Source organism: Reyranella sp. (genome assembly GCF_050185545.1).
Taxonomy (GTDB): Bacteria; Pseudomonadota; Alphaproteobacteria; order Reyranellales; family Reyranellaceae; genus Reyranella.
In genome coordinates this window covers 1-12384 of the sequence record NZ_JBFWZI010000077.1, presented here as the reverse complement: position 1 = coordinate 12384, position 12384 = coordinate 1, and the positions used below count along the sequence as shown (strand labels likewise).

Below are 12384 nucleotides of genomic sequence, written 5' to 3'. Positions count from 1 at the left end.
CGCATCGAACCCCGGCGGAAGGTAGAGCAGCGAGCGGCGATCGCTGTAGGTCGTCGTCTCCCAGAACACCTCGCCGCGCAGGCTGGTGTGGCCGCGCTTGCGGCCGTCGCGCGCATCGAGGAAGGGCTTGGTGGTGCCCGGGAGAAAGCCGCGATAGGGAAAAGCCGAGGCGTTGAAACCGACCAGCTGCGAGCGCGCCTGCACGAGCGGCCGCATCGCCGTCGAGGTGGATGCCGGCGCAACCGCCGACTTCCTGGGCGACTGCCTCTTTGGCCGCTTCGCCGTCTTCGCGCCGGCGGCCGTCGGCATCAGCAAGGCAACGCCAAGGAGAAGCGCCCGCCGCTTCACGCGACGGCGAGACGCCGCTCCGCCTGGAGCGGCATCAGCACGGAGAAGAAGGCGGGCAGCGCCACCAGATAGGCGACGGCGCCGACCAGCACCACGGCGGGCAGGCCGAAGCTCGTCGCCACGATCGGCACCAGGGCCGCGCCGATCACCGAGAAGCAGCCGTTGATGCCCCACGCCCACAGGAACATGTGGTCCTTGCCGAGCCGGCCGAGTGTGGTCATCGCCGTCGGCATGGGGAAGCCCATCAGGAAGGCCGGCGGCAACAGCAGCAGCAGGCAGAGCACGATGCGCAGGGCATAGGGCAGCGTGCCGATCCAGTCGAGCGCATAGTCGATGGTGAAGGCGTAGAGCGTCAGGATGGCGAAGATCGCCAGGAAGATGCGCGGCATGACGGTACGCGCCCGGTCGAGGTAGCGCTCGGAGAAGAAGCTGCCGATGCCCGAGAAAACCAGCATGCCTGTGATCAGCACCGACGCCGATACCGTGGCGTTGCTGAGCGCCAGGATGAAGTGGGAGATCATGCCCACCTCGACGATAATGTAGCCGAGGCCGAGGCAGAGGAAATAGATCATCGTGCCGAACTTGCCCGGATAGCGACTGAATATCGTGCGCCAGCCGAAGATAACCGGGAACAGCACGAGAGTGAAGGCGAACACGGCGGCGATGCCCAGCGTTGCCCACAGGAGCAGGTAGCCCCATTCGTCCTGCACCAGCTCCAGCCGGTCGGTGAATTTCAGCAGGTCCTTCACCTTGATGTAGGCGGCGAAGTAGGGCTGATGATTGGTCAGCACGCGGGTGTCGAAGACGTACTCGTCGGCGACCTTCTGCCAGCCGCCGCTCAGCAGATAATGCCAGGCGAGTCGACCCAGAACCGTTGCCGGCACACGCGGCCCTTCCGGTGGCGCAGCGTCCTTGGCCTCTTCCTTGCTGTCCGGCGGCGTCGGCGTCATGCCCGGCGGCGGCTTGTCGCTGGGCTCCTTCTCCGACGGCCCGGTGGGATCGGGCGGCGTGCCGGAGAAGAAGAACTGGTCGTGGTAGTCCTGCAGGATCTGCTGGAGGTCGGACGTGTCGACCTTGATGCCGGGATAGTAGATCGCGTCGAACGACATCGCCTTGGTGTGGGCGTTGAGCTTGGCGATGTCCTCGGCCGTGAAGCCGCCGCGCTTGTAGAGCACGGTGGCGGTCGAGAGATAGGACGAGACGACGTAGAAGTCCTTGGCGATGTCGGGCTGCCCCTCCTCGCCGGCAACGTCGCGCGCCGCCGCTACCATGGTCGCATAGAGCTTGAGCACCGACTTGGGCGGCTCCTCCTTGTTCCACAAGGTGACCGACAGGATGCCGCCCGGCTTCAGCGCCCGCATATAGGCGCTCATGGCCTCGCGCGTGTATGAATATTTCTCGACGATCGAGAACCCGCCCGGGCTCGACAGGCCGGCCGAATCGGCGAGCGACAGGTCGATGATGTCGTAGCGGTTCTTCGTATGGGCGACGTAGAGGCGGCCGTCATAGTCGATGACGGTGACCTTCGGGTTGTTGAGAACGTCGCCGGTGAAGTCGCGCAGGCCCTTGTCCTCGCGGAATGCCGTCAGCACGGCCGGGTTGCCCTCGGCCACCGTGACGTGCTCGGAGCCCGACTTCAGCGCCACCGCCGTCGAGATGCCGCCGCCGAACTGGACCACGAACGTGTCGGGCTTCTGCTTCAGGATGTACGGGTAGTACATCGGCAGGAACCTGAAATACGCCGTCTCGTCGGCTGGCAGGTCCTTGATGATGCCCGACGGGCCCTCCGAATCGATGTACAGGCCGAGATAGGCGTTGGACGGCATCTTCGGCAGGTTGAAGGCCGCGTTGTCCGACAGGCCGGGCGCGAAGTGCAGGTACGAGCTCGAGTAGACCTCGAGGTAGCCGAACGGCGAGGCGCGCTCGTAGGTGCGCTTGTTGTCGGGGAACTTGCGGGCGTAGGACACGCCCTTGTAGTCCGACACCGTGAGCTTGGGGATGCCGAGCATGGACGGCGCGAGGTAGTGCACCGCGGCCGAGAGCACCGCGACGATGACGATCGCCAGGATGCCGCGTCGATCACCGAGCGCCACGAACCACAGGACGCCGCCCGCCAGCCACAGGAACAGCGGCGCCATGATGAGGTCGTCGGGCCGGTAGACGTACATGGCGAGCAGCACGGAGAGCCCGCACAGGCCAGAGCCGACAAGGTCGGCGAAGTAGACGCGGTTGAAGGTCTTCCGCGCCTTCAGGAAGACCACGCCGAGATAGAGCGCGCCCGCCAGGAAAGGCAGGAAATAGAGCACGAAGTTGGCGAACAGCCGCCACTTCTGCATCGGGTCGGACACCAGGAAGATGGCGTTGAATGGCACCTGCTGGGCGGCGAGGTTGCACACCACCATCAGCGGCCCGAATGCCAGCAGCGCTCCCCTGACCGCGCCTTCCCAGTGGCGCTCGAACCAGCCCTTGCCGACGCACATCACGGCGCTGGTCAGGCCGAAGCCGAACATGGCGAGGCTCACCACCAGCGAGCCGAAATGGGCCCAGCTGCCGACCGAGAACACCCGCATGATGCCGATCTGCAGCGCGATGATGCTGCCGGCAACCAGGCCGACGGACAGATAGAAGGATAGCGGCGGGCGATTGTCGAGATCGACCGTAACGGTCAAGAGGGGACTCCGTCGTTGGGCCGTCGTTGCGGCCGAGGGTAGCCGCGCGTCCATCGCGCCCGGCTACCCGGGGGGCGTCGTCAGCGCCCAGTGGCGTGTTCAGCGATTGTGCGTGCCGACGATCTTTTCGCCTTCGAGCTTGGTGAACGGCACGAACGGCACGATCTTGCCACCGTAGATGTCCTCGCGGCTGGTCGTGATCGAGCCGTCGGCGCCCTGGGTCTTGGTGACCTTGAGGACGCGCTGGGCGCCCGGCGGGCCGACCGGGATGACCATCAGGCCACCGGCCTTGAGCTGCTGCAGGAGCGGCGGCGGCACGTGGTCGATGCCGCAGGTCACGATGATCTTGTCGAACGGGGCGGCCTCCTGCCAGCCATAATAGCCGTCGGCCGCCTTGCTCTTGATGTGCTTGAACTCGGTGTAGCCCTTGTCGATCAGCTTGTCGTAGAGGCCGCGCGTGCGCTGAGCCAAGGGGGCGATGATCTCGATCGTGTAGGCGTTCTCGGTCAGGTTGGCGATATAGGCCGACTGCACGCCCGAGCCGGTGCCAATCTCGAGCACCTTCTCGCCGCGCTTGACGTCGATGACGTTGGTCATGCGGCCCTGGATGTGCGGGCCGGACATGGTCACGCCGTAGCCGATGTCGAGGAAGGCATGCTCGTAGGCACGCTTGTGGATCGCCGGGTTGATCGCCGAAAATTCCTCGCGCGGCGTCAGCAGGAAGGCGCGGATGGTGGCCTGCCCCCACAGATCCTTGTTCCTCACCAGCGCCTGGAAGCGATCCCAGCGCTGCCCGAGGAACATCGGATCCTCGCCGCGGGCCTTGCCCCAGGCGATGAAATTGTCGCGCGTGTCGGTCGGCGGATTGAGGTCCCAGCTATAGGGCTTGATGGTCGCGGCCGACGCCGGCGACACAAGACCGGCAGCTGCCAGCGCCGCACTGCCGGAGACGAAGGTACGCCTCTTCAAGATATCCTCCTTGGCACGGACCCCGGGATCAAAGAGGGGCAAAACCACCGGAAAAGCCCGGCGATTTCGGGGGCGACCGCACCCTCACTTGATACGGGAATTGTGGCGGATTTGCCAGCATGCGCGCGCCGGAGATAACGCCTGACGCGAGGAAAACAGCGAGAAAACCGAATGACTCGTCGACTTCTCCGCCGCACCGCCCCCCAGGCCCTGCCGGCGGCGGCCCTGCCGTCCGCTGCCTGCGCGCCGAGTCCGCCGGGAAGGCCGCCCAGGTCGCGCACATCGTCGGACCGACCCACATGCGAATGCGCCCTTCATAAGCGACGGGAACGCCCGCGACCCGGAAGAGATCCAGCGTGTGGAATCTTGCGTCATTTGCGTCATTGCGTCATTGGTCTTTGAAATCAAGAGCTTGGCCGTGACGCAACGGAGCAGGATTGCGTCGGCGAGGTGTTGGTTTGAGTCGGCGCCGGCGATCGCAATCGTCTCCTCTGGTTCGCATCCAATCATTCCCGTACGCGCTATCACGACACCTCGGCCGCGGACAGGCAGGCAAGCCGAATGCGATCGCCTTTGCCGCCACGAGCTCGTGCAATCAATTGCACGCTCCACTTCCCGGACGCCCCGACGGACGCTTTGAGCGTTGCGTCGGGACGCTCACGGGCGGGTCCTTCCGCCTGCAAGTCCCTTCCGTCGGTTCGCCCGGAACTTCACCGGGAGCACTATCACGACACCGCCTGCCCGGGCAGGCAGGCAGGCCGAACTGGCTCGCTCCTGCAGCCACGAGCGAGTGCAATCGTTGCACGCTCGCCCGAGGCCCCCTTCAGGATGCGTCCCGTCAGCTGCGCGCACGGCCGGCGCCGAGCCCGGCTCCTGTCGGGATGACAGCCCGTCTTGTCGATTTCGGCTGCCCCTGCCCTGAGGCCCGAGACCCTGGCCGCGGGCGACGCCCTGGGGCCGGCAGGCCGCGGGTGGCGCTATGCCGTGCGCGCCGCCGGCTGGAACAGCTCCACGAGATTGCCGGAAGGATCGACCGCAAGGATCTGCGCTCCGCCTGGTCCCTTCACGATGTCGTTGCGGAACCTGACTCCCGCGTCCCGCAGCCTGGATACCTCGGCAACGAGGTCGGGGACGATGAGATGGATGCGGTTCCATCCGCCTGGTCCCGGGCGTTCGCCGTCGGCCATCGGGCGCCCGGCCGAGCTCGACGGTCCGCTGAGCAGCAGCCGCAGCGCTCCACGCTTCACGTCGGCGAACGCCGGGGCCTGGTTCGAGAGCAGCGTGAAGCCGAGATGCCTCGTGTACCATTGCACGGCGGCCTCGACGTTCTCGACCAGGTAGCGAACGTTGACAGTAGCAGGGTCCATGGATCACCTGTCCGAGGCTGGTGCAGCAGGTTGCATCTCAATGCGAACTTTCGCCGAGGTGCAACGCGGATTTCAGACGATGCCGTGCTCCCGTAGAAGCGCCTGCTCATCGCCCGAGACCCAACCGAAAACCTTCGGCTCTCCGTCGAGCTTCTGGACGAAGTAGTGAACATCGAAGTCTATCGCAAGGTCCGGCTGATCTTTGCGGGCATAGGTTGCCGTCCAAGCGACATGGGCCACCCAATGATGGTCATCGATGGGAGAAAGGTGGACATTGCGTATCCGCATTTCCTTCGTTCCGATCGCGCGATAGCGGGCATAGCCCTGCGTCATGGCCTGCTCGAATTGATCGTCGTTCTTTCCAGCCCTCACCCCGGCGGGCGAGGCGGCGATGAACTCGGAAGCGTACAGCGCCGCGACCTCATCCATGTCGACGTCGCCGCGGAGAGACTGGTTGAAGACGCTTTCGTACCTGTCGAAGAGCTTCCGCACGCTGGGTTCCATCATCTGCTCTCCAAGTACGCGTATGGCCTGCATGTGACGGAATGGGGAAACTGCCGGTCAGGGCACGCCATGAAGCTCGGGGTTGAGCTTGCCCCAGATCTTCTCCCGCACCACCACCTCGAGCGCCCCGGTCTGCGAGTTGCGCCAGAACATCAGCCCCGACCGCCCCGAGAGCTCGCGCGCCTTGACGACCGTGCCGTCGACCCAGCGCACCCGCGCCCCGGCGGTGACGTAGCATCCCGCCTCGACCACGCAATCGTCGCCGAGCGAGATGCCGATGCCGGCATTGGCGCCGATCAGGCAGCGCTTGCCGACCGTGATGCGCACCGTCCCGCCGCCCGACATCGTGCCCATGATCGAGGCGCCGCCGCCGACATCGCTGGCCTCGTCGACGACGACGCCGGCGCTGATCCGGCCCTCGACCATGCAAGCGCCCAGCGTGCCGGCGTTGAAGTTGCAGAACCCCTCGTGCATCACCGTGGTGCCCGCCGCGAGATGGGCGCCCAGCCGCACGCGGGAGGCGTCGGCGACGCGCACATCGGGCAGAACGACGTAGTCGGTCATGCGCGGGATCTTGTCGACGCCCGTCACCTGAAGCAGCAGGCCCGCGGCCCGCGCGCGCAGGCGGGCAGCGTCGAGCCGCTCGACCTCGCACGGCCCGATCGAGGTCCAGGCCACCGTGTTCAGAAGGCCGAACATGCCCGCGAGGTCGGCGCCGTGCGGCCGGATCAGCCGGTGACTCAGGAGATGAAGCCGAAGAAAGACATCGTGGGCGTCCACTGGCGGCTGGTTCAGCCACGGTACCCGCGTGCGGATGGCGACCACCTCGACGTCGCGCCGGGGATCGTGGCCCAGGCAACCGGCGACTTCATTGCCGAGGGTAGCGACAGCTTCCTGATGCGACAGACGCTCGGTCACGCAGGCGCCGAAGCCGCTTTCCAGCCGGGGACGCGGAAACCACGAGTCGAGGACCTTTCCGCCCCTGCCAACGGTTGCCAGGCCTTCGGCGACGGCGCCCTGATTGTCCTCTTCGTTCATGTCTCCCCTCCCACGCTCGGCAGTACAGTAGGATTGTGATCCCGGGCGTCACGAGAGACCTTTGGTCAGCCTGCAGGCCAATAGAACTAATGCCGGCGAGGCGACGCTACTTTGCGCGGTCGAGGCCCGGAAAGCAGCGCAGCAATGGCGCAAAGAGATCCTGCTCGGGTGGGATGAGAAAGCCTTCCTGACCAGCGGCGTCATTGAACTCCAGGTCCGGCCAGCCGCGAATGATGACCGCGGGGATGCATTCCGAGCCTTCACCCATGAGGCCAACGGCAGCTGCCGCCAGCGCATCGACGCGATTGGCGACGGTAACCGCAAGAGGACGCCCGAAGATGTCCGGCTTGCCGCGATAGTCCTGCAGGGCTTCGAAGCCATAGAAGCCGATCGAGATTCCGGTCGTCCCACGCCGCATCGGCGTGCAGTGGCTGTCGGTCAGGATCACGCCGAGCCTGTCCACGCCGTGCTCCTTCCTGAGGCGGCGTCCGATCCCGGCGGCCGCATCGTTCGGCGCCAGGGGCCACAGCACGTAGTGATCGTTGGCGTTGCTGGCATCGATGCCGGCGCTCGCCACCAGGGTTCTGTCCTTGATGGAGAGGGTGACTCCATAGCGTGACGAGGCGCGCGGCAGCCAGGCGTCAGCCTCCGCCGCGACCAGTTCCTCCCGATCTCCGACCTCGGCGATCGGCAAGCATCGACCCTGGTGAATGGCCACGACCTTCGAGGTGACGGCCAGCACGTCGCCCTCCTGCAAGACCGGTAACACCGGAGCGAGCGCCTCCCACAGATCGTCCCGAGGCGGAACGAGTGGGCGGGTCTTGACGGGAATCAGCGAAACGGCGTTCGCGGGCATGGGTCGTCCTTTGTCACAACCGGGCGGCCCATGAAGTGCGACGTCGCCTTGAGGCGATAGCCGATACGTTCGTAGAAGGCCCGCGCCCGATCGCGGTCGATGCGGGTGTAGAGCGCCGTCGAGGCGAGCTGCCGTTGCTGGGCCCAGGTCTCGGCCTCGCGCATGAGCGCCTCGCCAACGCCCTCGTTCCGCCGGCTGCTGTCGACCACCAAGGCCTGGATGACAGCTTCGCAGGGCTTCTCGAGAGCAGGCCGCTCGAAGACGTGCAGGACACCCACGACCTCGCCATCCAGTTCGGCGACGATCACTCGATGCTCCGGCGCCAACATGACGCGCTCGAAGCGAGCGCGAAACTCGGCGTCGTCCGGCACTTCGGCCAATTGGCCGATCAGGCGGTGTATCGCTGCGAGGTCGGCCCCGTGGGCATCGCGCATCGTCACAGCGGGACCGCCATCATGATCTCGATCGACGTGACTGCAGCCATCTCTCCCGGACGCCCCTCAGGTGTACTTGCGGACGTCGTCGATCACCTTGCCGTCGTTGGGCAGGCTGCCCGGCTGGGCGAACTCGACCTTGCCGCCGACCTTGCACACGGTGCGGATGGTGGCCTCCATCGCCCTCTCGAGATCGGGCGACGGCTGGCCGGCTTCGACCTTGAGCGTCATGACGTCGGCCTGGTTGACCCAGTCGATCACCAGGCGCAGGCGGCCAAGTCCGGGATGCTTGGCGGCGATCTCGGCAATCTGCGCAGGGTCGACGAACATGCCGCGCACCTTGGTGCGCTGGTCGGCACGGCCCATCCAGCCCTTGATGCGCATGTTGGTCCGCCCGCACGGGCTCGGGCCCGGCAGCACGGCCGACATGTCGCCGGTGCCGAAGCGGACCAGCGGATAGGCGCGATTGAAGGTCGTGACCACGACCTCGCCGACATCGCCCTCGGGCACGGGATCGCCGGTGCCCGGCCGCACGATCTCGACGATCACGCCTTCGTCGACTGTCATGCCCTGGATCGCCTCGGATTCGTAGGCGATGGTGCCGACGTCGGCCGTGCCGTAGCTCTGCAGGCAGGTCATGCCCTTGTCGATGAACATCTGGCGCAGCGACGGCGGCAGCGCCTCGGCGCCGACGAAGGCGTGCTTCAGCGAGGAGATGTCCTTGCCGAGCTCGGCCGCCTTCTCGATCAGGATCTTGAGGAAGGACGGCGTGCCGACATACCCGTTCGGCCGGATGGCGGCGATGGCGTCGAGCTGCAGCTCGGTGTTGCCGACGCCGCCCGGCACGACGGCGCAGCCCAGCGCCCGCAGCGCCGACTCCATCATGATGCCGGCCGGCGTCAGGTGATAGGAAAAGGTGTTGTAGACCACGTCGCCCGGCCGGAAGCCGGCGGCATGCATGGCGCGCGCGCCGCGGAAATAGTCGGGCTCGTCGGTGTCGATCTCGAAGATCGGGCCGGGCGACATGAAGACATGGCGCACCTTGCTCATCGGCACGGTGATCAGCCCGCCCATCGGCGGATCCTTCTTCTGCACCTCGCTCAGCACCGACTTGCGCAGCACCGGCAGTTTGGCCAGCGCCGCACGGGACGTGACCGCCTCCGGATCGACGCCCTTCAGCCACTCGGCGAAGAACGGCGCATGCGCCTTGGCGTGGGCGATCTGCTGCGGCAGCGCCTGCATCAGCGCCTTCTCGCGCTCTGCGGGCGATCGGGTTTCCAGAGTGTCGTAGTGCTTGGACATGGGCGTTTCCTCGGCCTTCGGCCGACACGGTAGACGCCACGCCGGGCTCTTGCCAAGGTGGCAAGGCCCTCCGCTCGTGTCACAGAGCGATAGCGCGACGAAACGGCCTGGAGCACATTCCGGTCGGCTGGATCAGCCGAACGGAATGTGCATCTTGCAAGGAGCACCCCCAGCTCGCGCATTTTCGATTTGGTGGAACCGCAAGCGATTCCACCGAATCGGAAATCGCTCTAGGCGTCGCGAAACTCGAGACGATGCTCGATCCGCTCCAACCGGCTCTCAATGCGGTCGATCCGCCCCGACTGGCCGGCGAAGTCACCGTGCAAATTGGCGACAGAAGCCTCCAAGGACGTCAGCCGCCGCTTCACGTCACGCATATCCTCCCGCACCTCGTCCATCCCGGAACGGATGATGCGGAGGTGCTCGAGCACCAGACTTTCGAGGTTGTCGACCATCAATCACAAGATAAGACTGAATCACCTCTCGATCAATAAACCATCAGTTGCGCCGTGATGGGCTTGCAACCTGGCTCAGGCAGATATATCAGAGTTCGAATATCCTGGAGCACGCCATGTCCCATGTCCGTATCGCCTACGACACGTTCCAGAAGACGGCGCCCGCCGCCCAGGCGGCCCTGCTGGCGCTCGGCAAGTGCGCCGACGAGTCCGGCTTCGACAAGGAGATCATCGAGCTGGTCAAGCTGCGCGTGTCGCAGATCAACAACTGCGCCTTCTGCCTGCAGATCCATCTCAACGTCGCGCGCAAGCTCGGCATGAAGCAGGAGAAGCTCGACCTGGTGGCGACCTGGCACGAGGCCGGGATCTTCTCGGACAGGGAATGCGCCGCGCTGGCCTGGGCCGAGACGCTGGTGCGCCTGGCCGACCGCAGCGTGCCCGACGAGGCCTTCGCCGCCGTACGCGCCCACTTCAGCCAGGACGAGGTGGTGTTCCTGAGCGTAGCGATCGCCACGATCAACGCCTGGAATCGCCTCGGCGCGGCGTTCCGCTTCGCCCCACCCGTGCCCAAGCGGGTGGCCGCAGCAGCTTCCTGAGCCAGGCCGCTCCGATCGAGGTCGACCGACAACGTTGCCCGGCCCGAAGGGCCCGGCAACGAGGCGCACGGCTGATCCCTGGTTGGCGATGGTTGAACCCAGGTATCCCCTGCCTACATCGCCATCCGGCGTGTAATGGAGAGCCGACATGGCCTGGGTCTATCTGACCGTCGCGGGTATCCTCGAGATCGTGTGGGCTTCCGCCATGAAGCACTCCGAGGGGTTCACCAGGATCTGGCCGACGGTCATCAGCCTGGTCGGGATGGTCGCTAGCATGGTCCTCCTGTCGATCTCCATGAAGACGCTGCCGCTCGGCACCGCCTATTCGGTATGGACCGGCATCGGCGCGGCGGGCGCCTTCATCTTCGGCATCGTCGTCCTGGGCGAGCAGGCGAGCTTCTCGCGCATCGCGGCGGCCGTGATGATCGTCGGTGGTCTCATTCTCATGAAGCTGTCGGACAATTCGGCTTAGCCGCGAATCACCGTCGCCCAGGCGGCGAAGGCGAGCGGCGGCAACGCGACCAGATCGGCGATGGCGATGGTGCGCAGGGCACCGGCAGGATTGCCGTAGAGCGCATAGAAGCCGAGAAAGCCAACGATATTGATCGCCGCCGCCAGCAGCGCCGCCTGCCTCACCGACGGCGCCCAGATCGCCCACAGGCAGAGCATCCCGACCAGACCCAGCAGCACCGCGCGATGGCGCATCAGCACCAGCAGCGTCGAATCGGTCGGCGCCATGCCGTAGAGGCGCGAAAGGGTCTCGGGCACGAACACGGGCGCGATCGGCATCAGATGGATCGCGCCGACGACGGCGAAGGCAAGGGCAGTCCACATGCCGCCAGCATCGGCGGCGGTTTGGCGACGGGCAATTACCTGCGCGGTAGTGCCAGAGTGATTCTCGATGATTGAACCGCTCGCGGTTCCATCATCAAGGAGGCGCGCACGGAGGAGACTCGTTTCAACATACACATTCCGTTCGGCTGTCCCAGCCGAACGGATGGGCTCTACAGCCAGCGCTTGCGCCGCCGGTAGTGCTTGACGTCGCGGAACGAGCGCCGGCCTTCGCCGCCGATGCCGAGGTAGAACTCCTTCACGTCCTCGTTCTCGCGCAAGTGGGCGGCATCGCCGTTGAGCACCACGCGCCCATTCTCCAGGATGTAGCCGTAATGGGCGTAGCGTAACGCCACGTTGGTGTTCTGCTCGGCCAGCAGGATCGAGACCTTCTCCTGCTCGTTGAGGCTCTTCACGATCTCGAAGATCTCCTCGACGAGCTGCGGCGCCAGGCCCATCGACGGCTCGTCGAGCAGGATGGTGTTGGGCCGGCTCATCAGGGCGCGGCCGATCGCCGTCATCTGCTGCTCGCCGCCCGAGGTGTAGCCGGCCTGGCTCGAGCGCCGCTCCTTGAGGCGCGGAAAGTAGTGGTAGACCTTGTCGAGGTCGTCGGCGATTTGCCGGCGCTTGCCGCCGTGGATGTAGGCGCCGGTCAGCAGGTTCTCCTCGACCGTGAGATGGCCGAAGCAGTGGCGGCCCTCCATGACCTGGATGACGCCGCGCCGCACCAGATCGTTGGGCGTGAGCCCGTCGACCCGCTCGCCACGGCAATGGATCTGGCCCTTGGTGACCTCGCCGCGCTCGCTGTGCAGCAGGTTCGAGATCGCCTTCAGCGTCGTCGACTTGCCCGCCCCATTGGCGCCGAGCAGCGCCACGATCGACCCGTCCGGCACCGCCAGCGACACGCCTTTCAGAACCAGGATGACGTGGTTGTAGATAACCTCGATGCTGGCCACGTCGATGACGTTGGCGTTGGCGACTTGCTGAAGTTGTTCGGCCATGCGTCGGGCTCATC

13 protein-coding genes and 1 pseudogene are annotated in these 12384 nt (G+C 65.8%); 2 read left to right on the top strand and 12 right to left on the bottom strand.

What is annotated here, in order from left to right:
* The 10 genes and pseudogenes from AB7O82_RS20290 to AB7O82_RS20245 form a co-directional block, all read right to left on the bottom strand.
* Nucleotides 1–309 (bottom strand): annotated as a pseudogene (locus AB7O82_RS20290) (alpha/beta hydrolase); the annotation flags it as partial.
* Between the two features lie 35 nt (nucleotides 310–344).
* Nucleotides 345–3017, bottom strand: a complete 2673-nt coding sequence (locus AB7O82_RS20285; protein WP_428620020.1) for a hypothetical protein — start codon at nucleotides 3015–3017, stop codon at nucleotides 345–347.
* A gap of 99 nt (nucleotides 3018–3116) precedes the next feature.
* Nucleotides 3117–3986: a protein-L-isoaspartate O-methyltransferase family protein gene (locus tag AB7O82_RS20280; RefSeq protein ID WP_428556214.1), complete on the bottom strand. Its 870-nt coding sequence runs from the start codon at nucleotides 3984–3986 to the stop codon at nucleotides 3117–3119.
* Nucleotides 3987–4963: 977 nt separating this feature from the next.
* Nucleotides 4964–5353, bottom strand: coding sequence for a VOC family protein (locus tag AB7O82_RS20275; RefSeq protein WP_428620018.1), 390 nt, complete (start codon nucleotides 5351–5353; stop codon nucleotides 4964–4966).
* A 72-nt stretch (nucleotides 5354–5425) separates the two neighbouring features.
* Nucleotides 5426–5857, bottom strand: coding sequence for a nuclear transport factor 2 family protein (locus tag AB7O82_RS20270; RefSeq protein ID WP_428620027.1), 432 nt, complete (start codon nucleotides 5855–5857; stop codon nucleotides 5426–5428).
* A 57-nt stretch (nucleotides 5858–5914) separates the two neighbouring features.
* Nucleotides 5915–6895 carry a DapH/DapD/GlmU-related protein gene (locus tag AB7O82_RS20265; RefSeq protein WP_428620017.1) on the bottom strand — a complete coding sequence of 327 codons (981 nt, stop codon included), beginning with the start codon at nucleotides 6893–6895 and terminating at the stop codon, nucleotides 5915–5917.
* A 106-nt stretch (nucleotides 6896–7001) separates the two neighbouring features.
* The gene (locus AB7O82_RS20260) at nucleotides 7002–7751 is read right to left on the bottom strand and encodes a coenzyme F420-0:L-glutamate ligase (protein ID WP_428620015.1); all 750 of its coding nucleotides are present in this window, start codon (nucleotides 7749–7751) and stop codon (nucleotides 7002–7004) included.
* On the bottom strand, nucleotides 7727–8185 hold the full coding sequence (locus tag AB7O82_RS20255; protein WP_428620025.1) for an N-acetyltransferase family protein: 459 nt from the start codon (nucleotides 8183–8185) through the stop codon (nucleotides 7727–7729). The genes AB7O82_RS20260 and AB7O82_RS20255 overlap by 25 nt, the downstream gene beginning before the upstream one ends.
* Before the next feature lie 66 nt (nucleotides 8186–8251).
* Nucleotides 8252–9487 carry a phenylacetate--CoA ligase family protein gene (locus AB7O82_RS20250; RefSeq protein ID WP_428620013.1) on the bottom strand — a complete coding sequence of 412 codons (1236 nt, stop codon included), beginning with the start codon at nucleotides 9485–9487 and terminating at the stop codon, nucleotides 8252–8254.
* Nucleotides 9488–9717: 230 nt separating this feature from the next.
* On the bottom strand, nucleotides 9718–9942 hold the full coding sequence (locus AB7O82_RS20245; RefSeq protein ID WP_428620011.1) for a hypothetical protein: 225 nt from the start codon (nucleotides 9940–9942) through the stop codon (nucleotides 9718–9720).
* A gap of 116 nt (nucleotides 9943–10058) precedes the next feature.
* Here AB7O82_RS20245 and AB7O82_RS20240 point away from each other — a divergent pair, with 116 nt between their 5' ends.
* Both AB7O82_RS20240 and AB7O82_RS20235 read left to right on the top strand, forming a co-directional pair.
* Nucleotides 10059–10538 carry a carboxymuconolactone decarboxylase family protein gene (locus AB7O82_RS20240; RefSeq protein WP_428620009.1) on the top strand — a complete coding sequence of 160 codons (480 nt, stop codon included), beginning with the start codon at nucleotides 10059–10061 and terminating at the stop codon, nucleotides 10536–10538.
* 148 nt (nucleotides 10539–10686) lie between these two features.
* Nucleotides 10687–11010, top strand: a complete 324-nt coding sequence (locus tag AB7O82_RS20235; RefSeq protein ID WP_428620008.1) for a DMT family transporter — start codon at nucleotides 10687–10689, stop codon at nucleotides 11008–11010.
* Here AB7O82_RS20235 and AB7O82_RS20230 read toward each other — a convergent pair.
* Together AB7O82_RS20230 and AB7O82_RS20225 are read right to left on the bottom strand one after the other, a co-directional pair.
* Entirely contained in the window at nucleotides 11007–11372 is a 366-nt protein-coding gene (locus AB7O82_RS20230; RefSeq protein WP_428620006.1) for a hypothetical protein, read from the bottom strand. The genes AB7O82_RS20235 and AB7O82_RS20230 overlap by 4 nt on opposite strands.
* Nucleotides 11373–11542: 170 nt before the next feature.
* The gene (locus AB7O82_RS20225) at nucleotides 11543–12370 is read right to left on the bottom strand and encodes an ABC transporter ATP-binding protein (protein ID WP_428620004.1); all 828 of its coding nucleotides are present in this window, start codon (nucleotides 12368–12370) and stop codon (nucleotides 11543–11545) included.
* Nucleotides 12371–12384 lie beyond the last annotated feature (14 nt).

Excerpts from the sequence above, each read along its gene's own strand:
- AB7O82_RS20275 (WP_428620018.1), bottom strand. The coding sequence starts at position 5,353 with ATGGACCCTGCTACTGTCAACGTTCGCTACCTGGTCGAGAACGTCGAG.
- AB7O82_RS20270 (WP_428620027.1), bottom strand. The coding sequence starts at position 5,857 with ATGGAACCCAGCGTGCGGAAGCTCTTCGACAGGTACGAAAGCGTCTTC.
- AB7O82_RS20265 (WP_428620017.1), bottom strand. The coding sequence starts at position 6,895 with ATGAACGAAGAGGACAATCAGGGCGCCGTCGCCGAAGGCCTGGCAACC.
- AB7O82_RS20260 (WP_428620015.1), bottom strand. The coding sequence starts at position 7,751 with ATGCCCGCGAACGCCGTTTCGCTGATTCCCGTCAAGACCCGCCCACTC.
- AB7O82_RS20255 (WP_428620025.1), bottom strand. The coding sequence starts at position 8,185 with ATGCGCGATGCCCACGGGGCCGACCTCGCAGCGATACACCGCCTGATC.
- AB7O82_RS20250 (WP_428620013.1), bottom strand. The coding sequence starts at position 9,487 with ATGTCCAAGCACTACGACACTCTGGAAACCCGATCGCCCGCAGAGCGC.
- AB7O82_RS20245 (WP_428620011.1), bottom strand. The coding sequence starts at position 9,942 with ATGGTCGACAACCTCGAAAGTCTGGTGCTCGAGCACCTCCGCATCATC.
- AB7O82_RS20240 (WP_428620009.1), top strand. The coding sequence starts at position 10,059 with ATGTCCCATGTCCGTATCGCCTACGACACGTTCCAGAAGACGGCGCCC.
- AB7O82_RS20235 (WP_428620008.1), top strand. The coding sequence starts at position 10,687 with ATGGCCTGGGTCTATCTGACCGTCGCGGGTATCCTCGAGATCGTGTGG.
- AB7O82_RS20230 (WP_428620006.1), bottom strand. The coding sequence starts at position 11,372 with ATGTGGACTGCCCTTGCCTTCGCCGTCGTCGGCGCGATCCATCTGATG.
- AB7O82_RS20225 (WP_428620004.1), bottom strand. The coding sequence starts at position 12,370 with ATGGCCGAACAACTTCAGCAAGTCGCCAACGCCAACGTCATCGACGTG.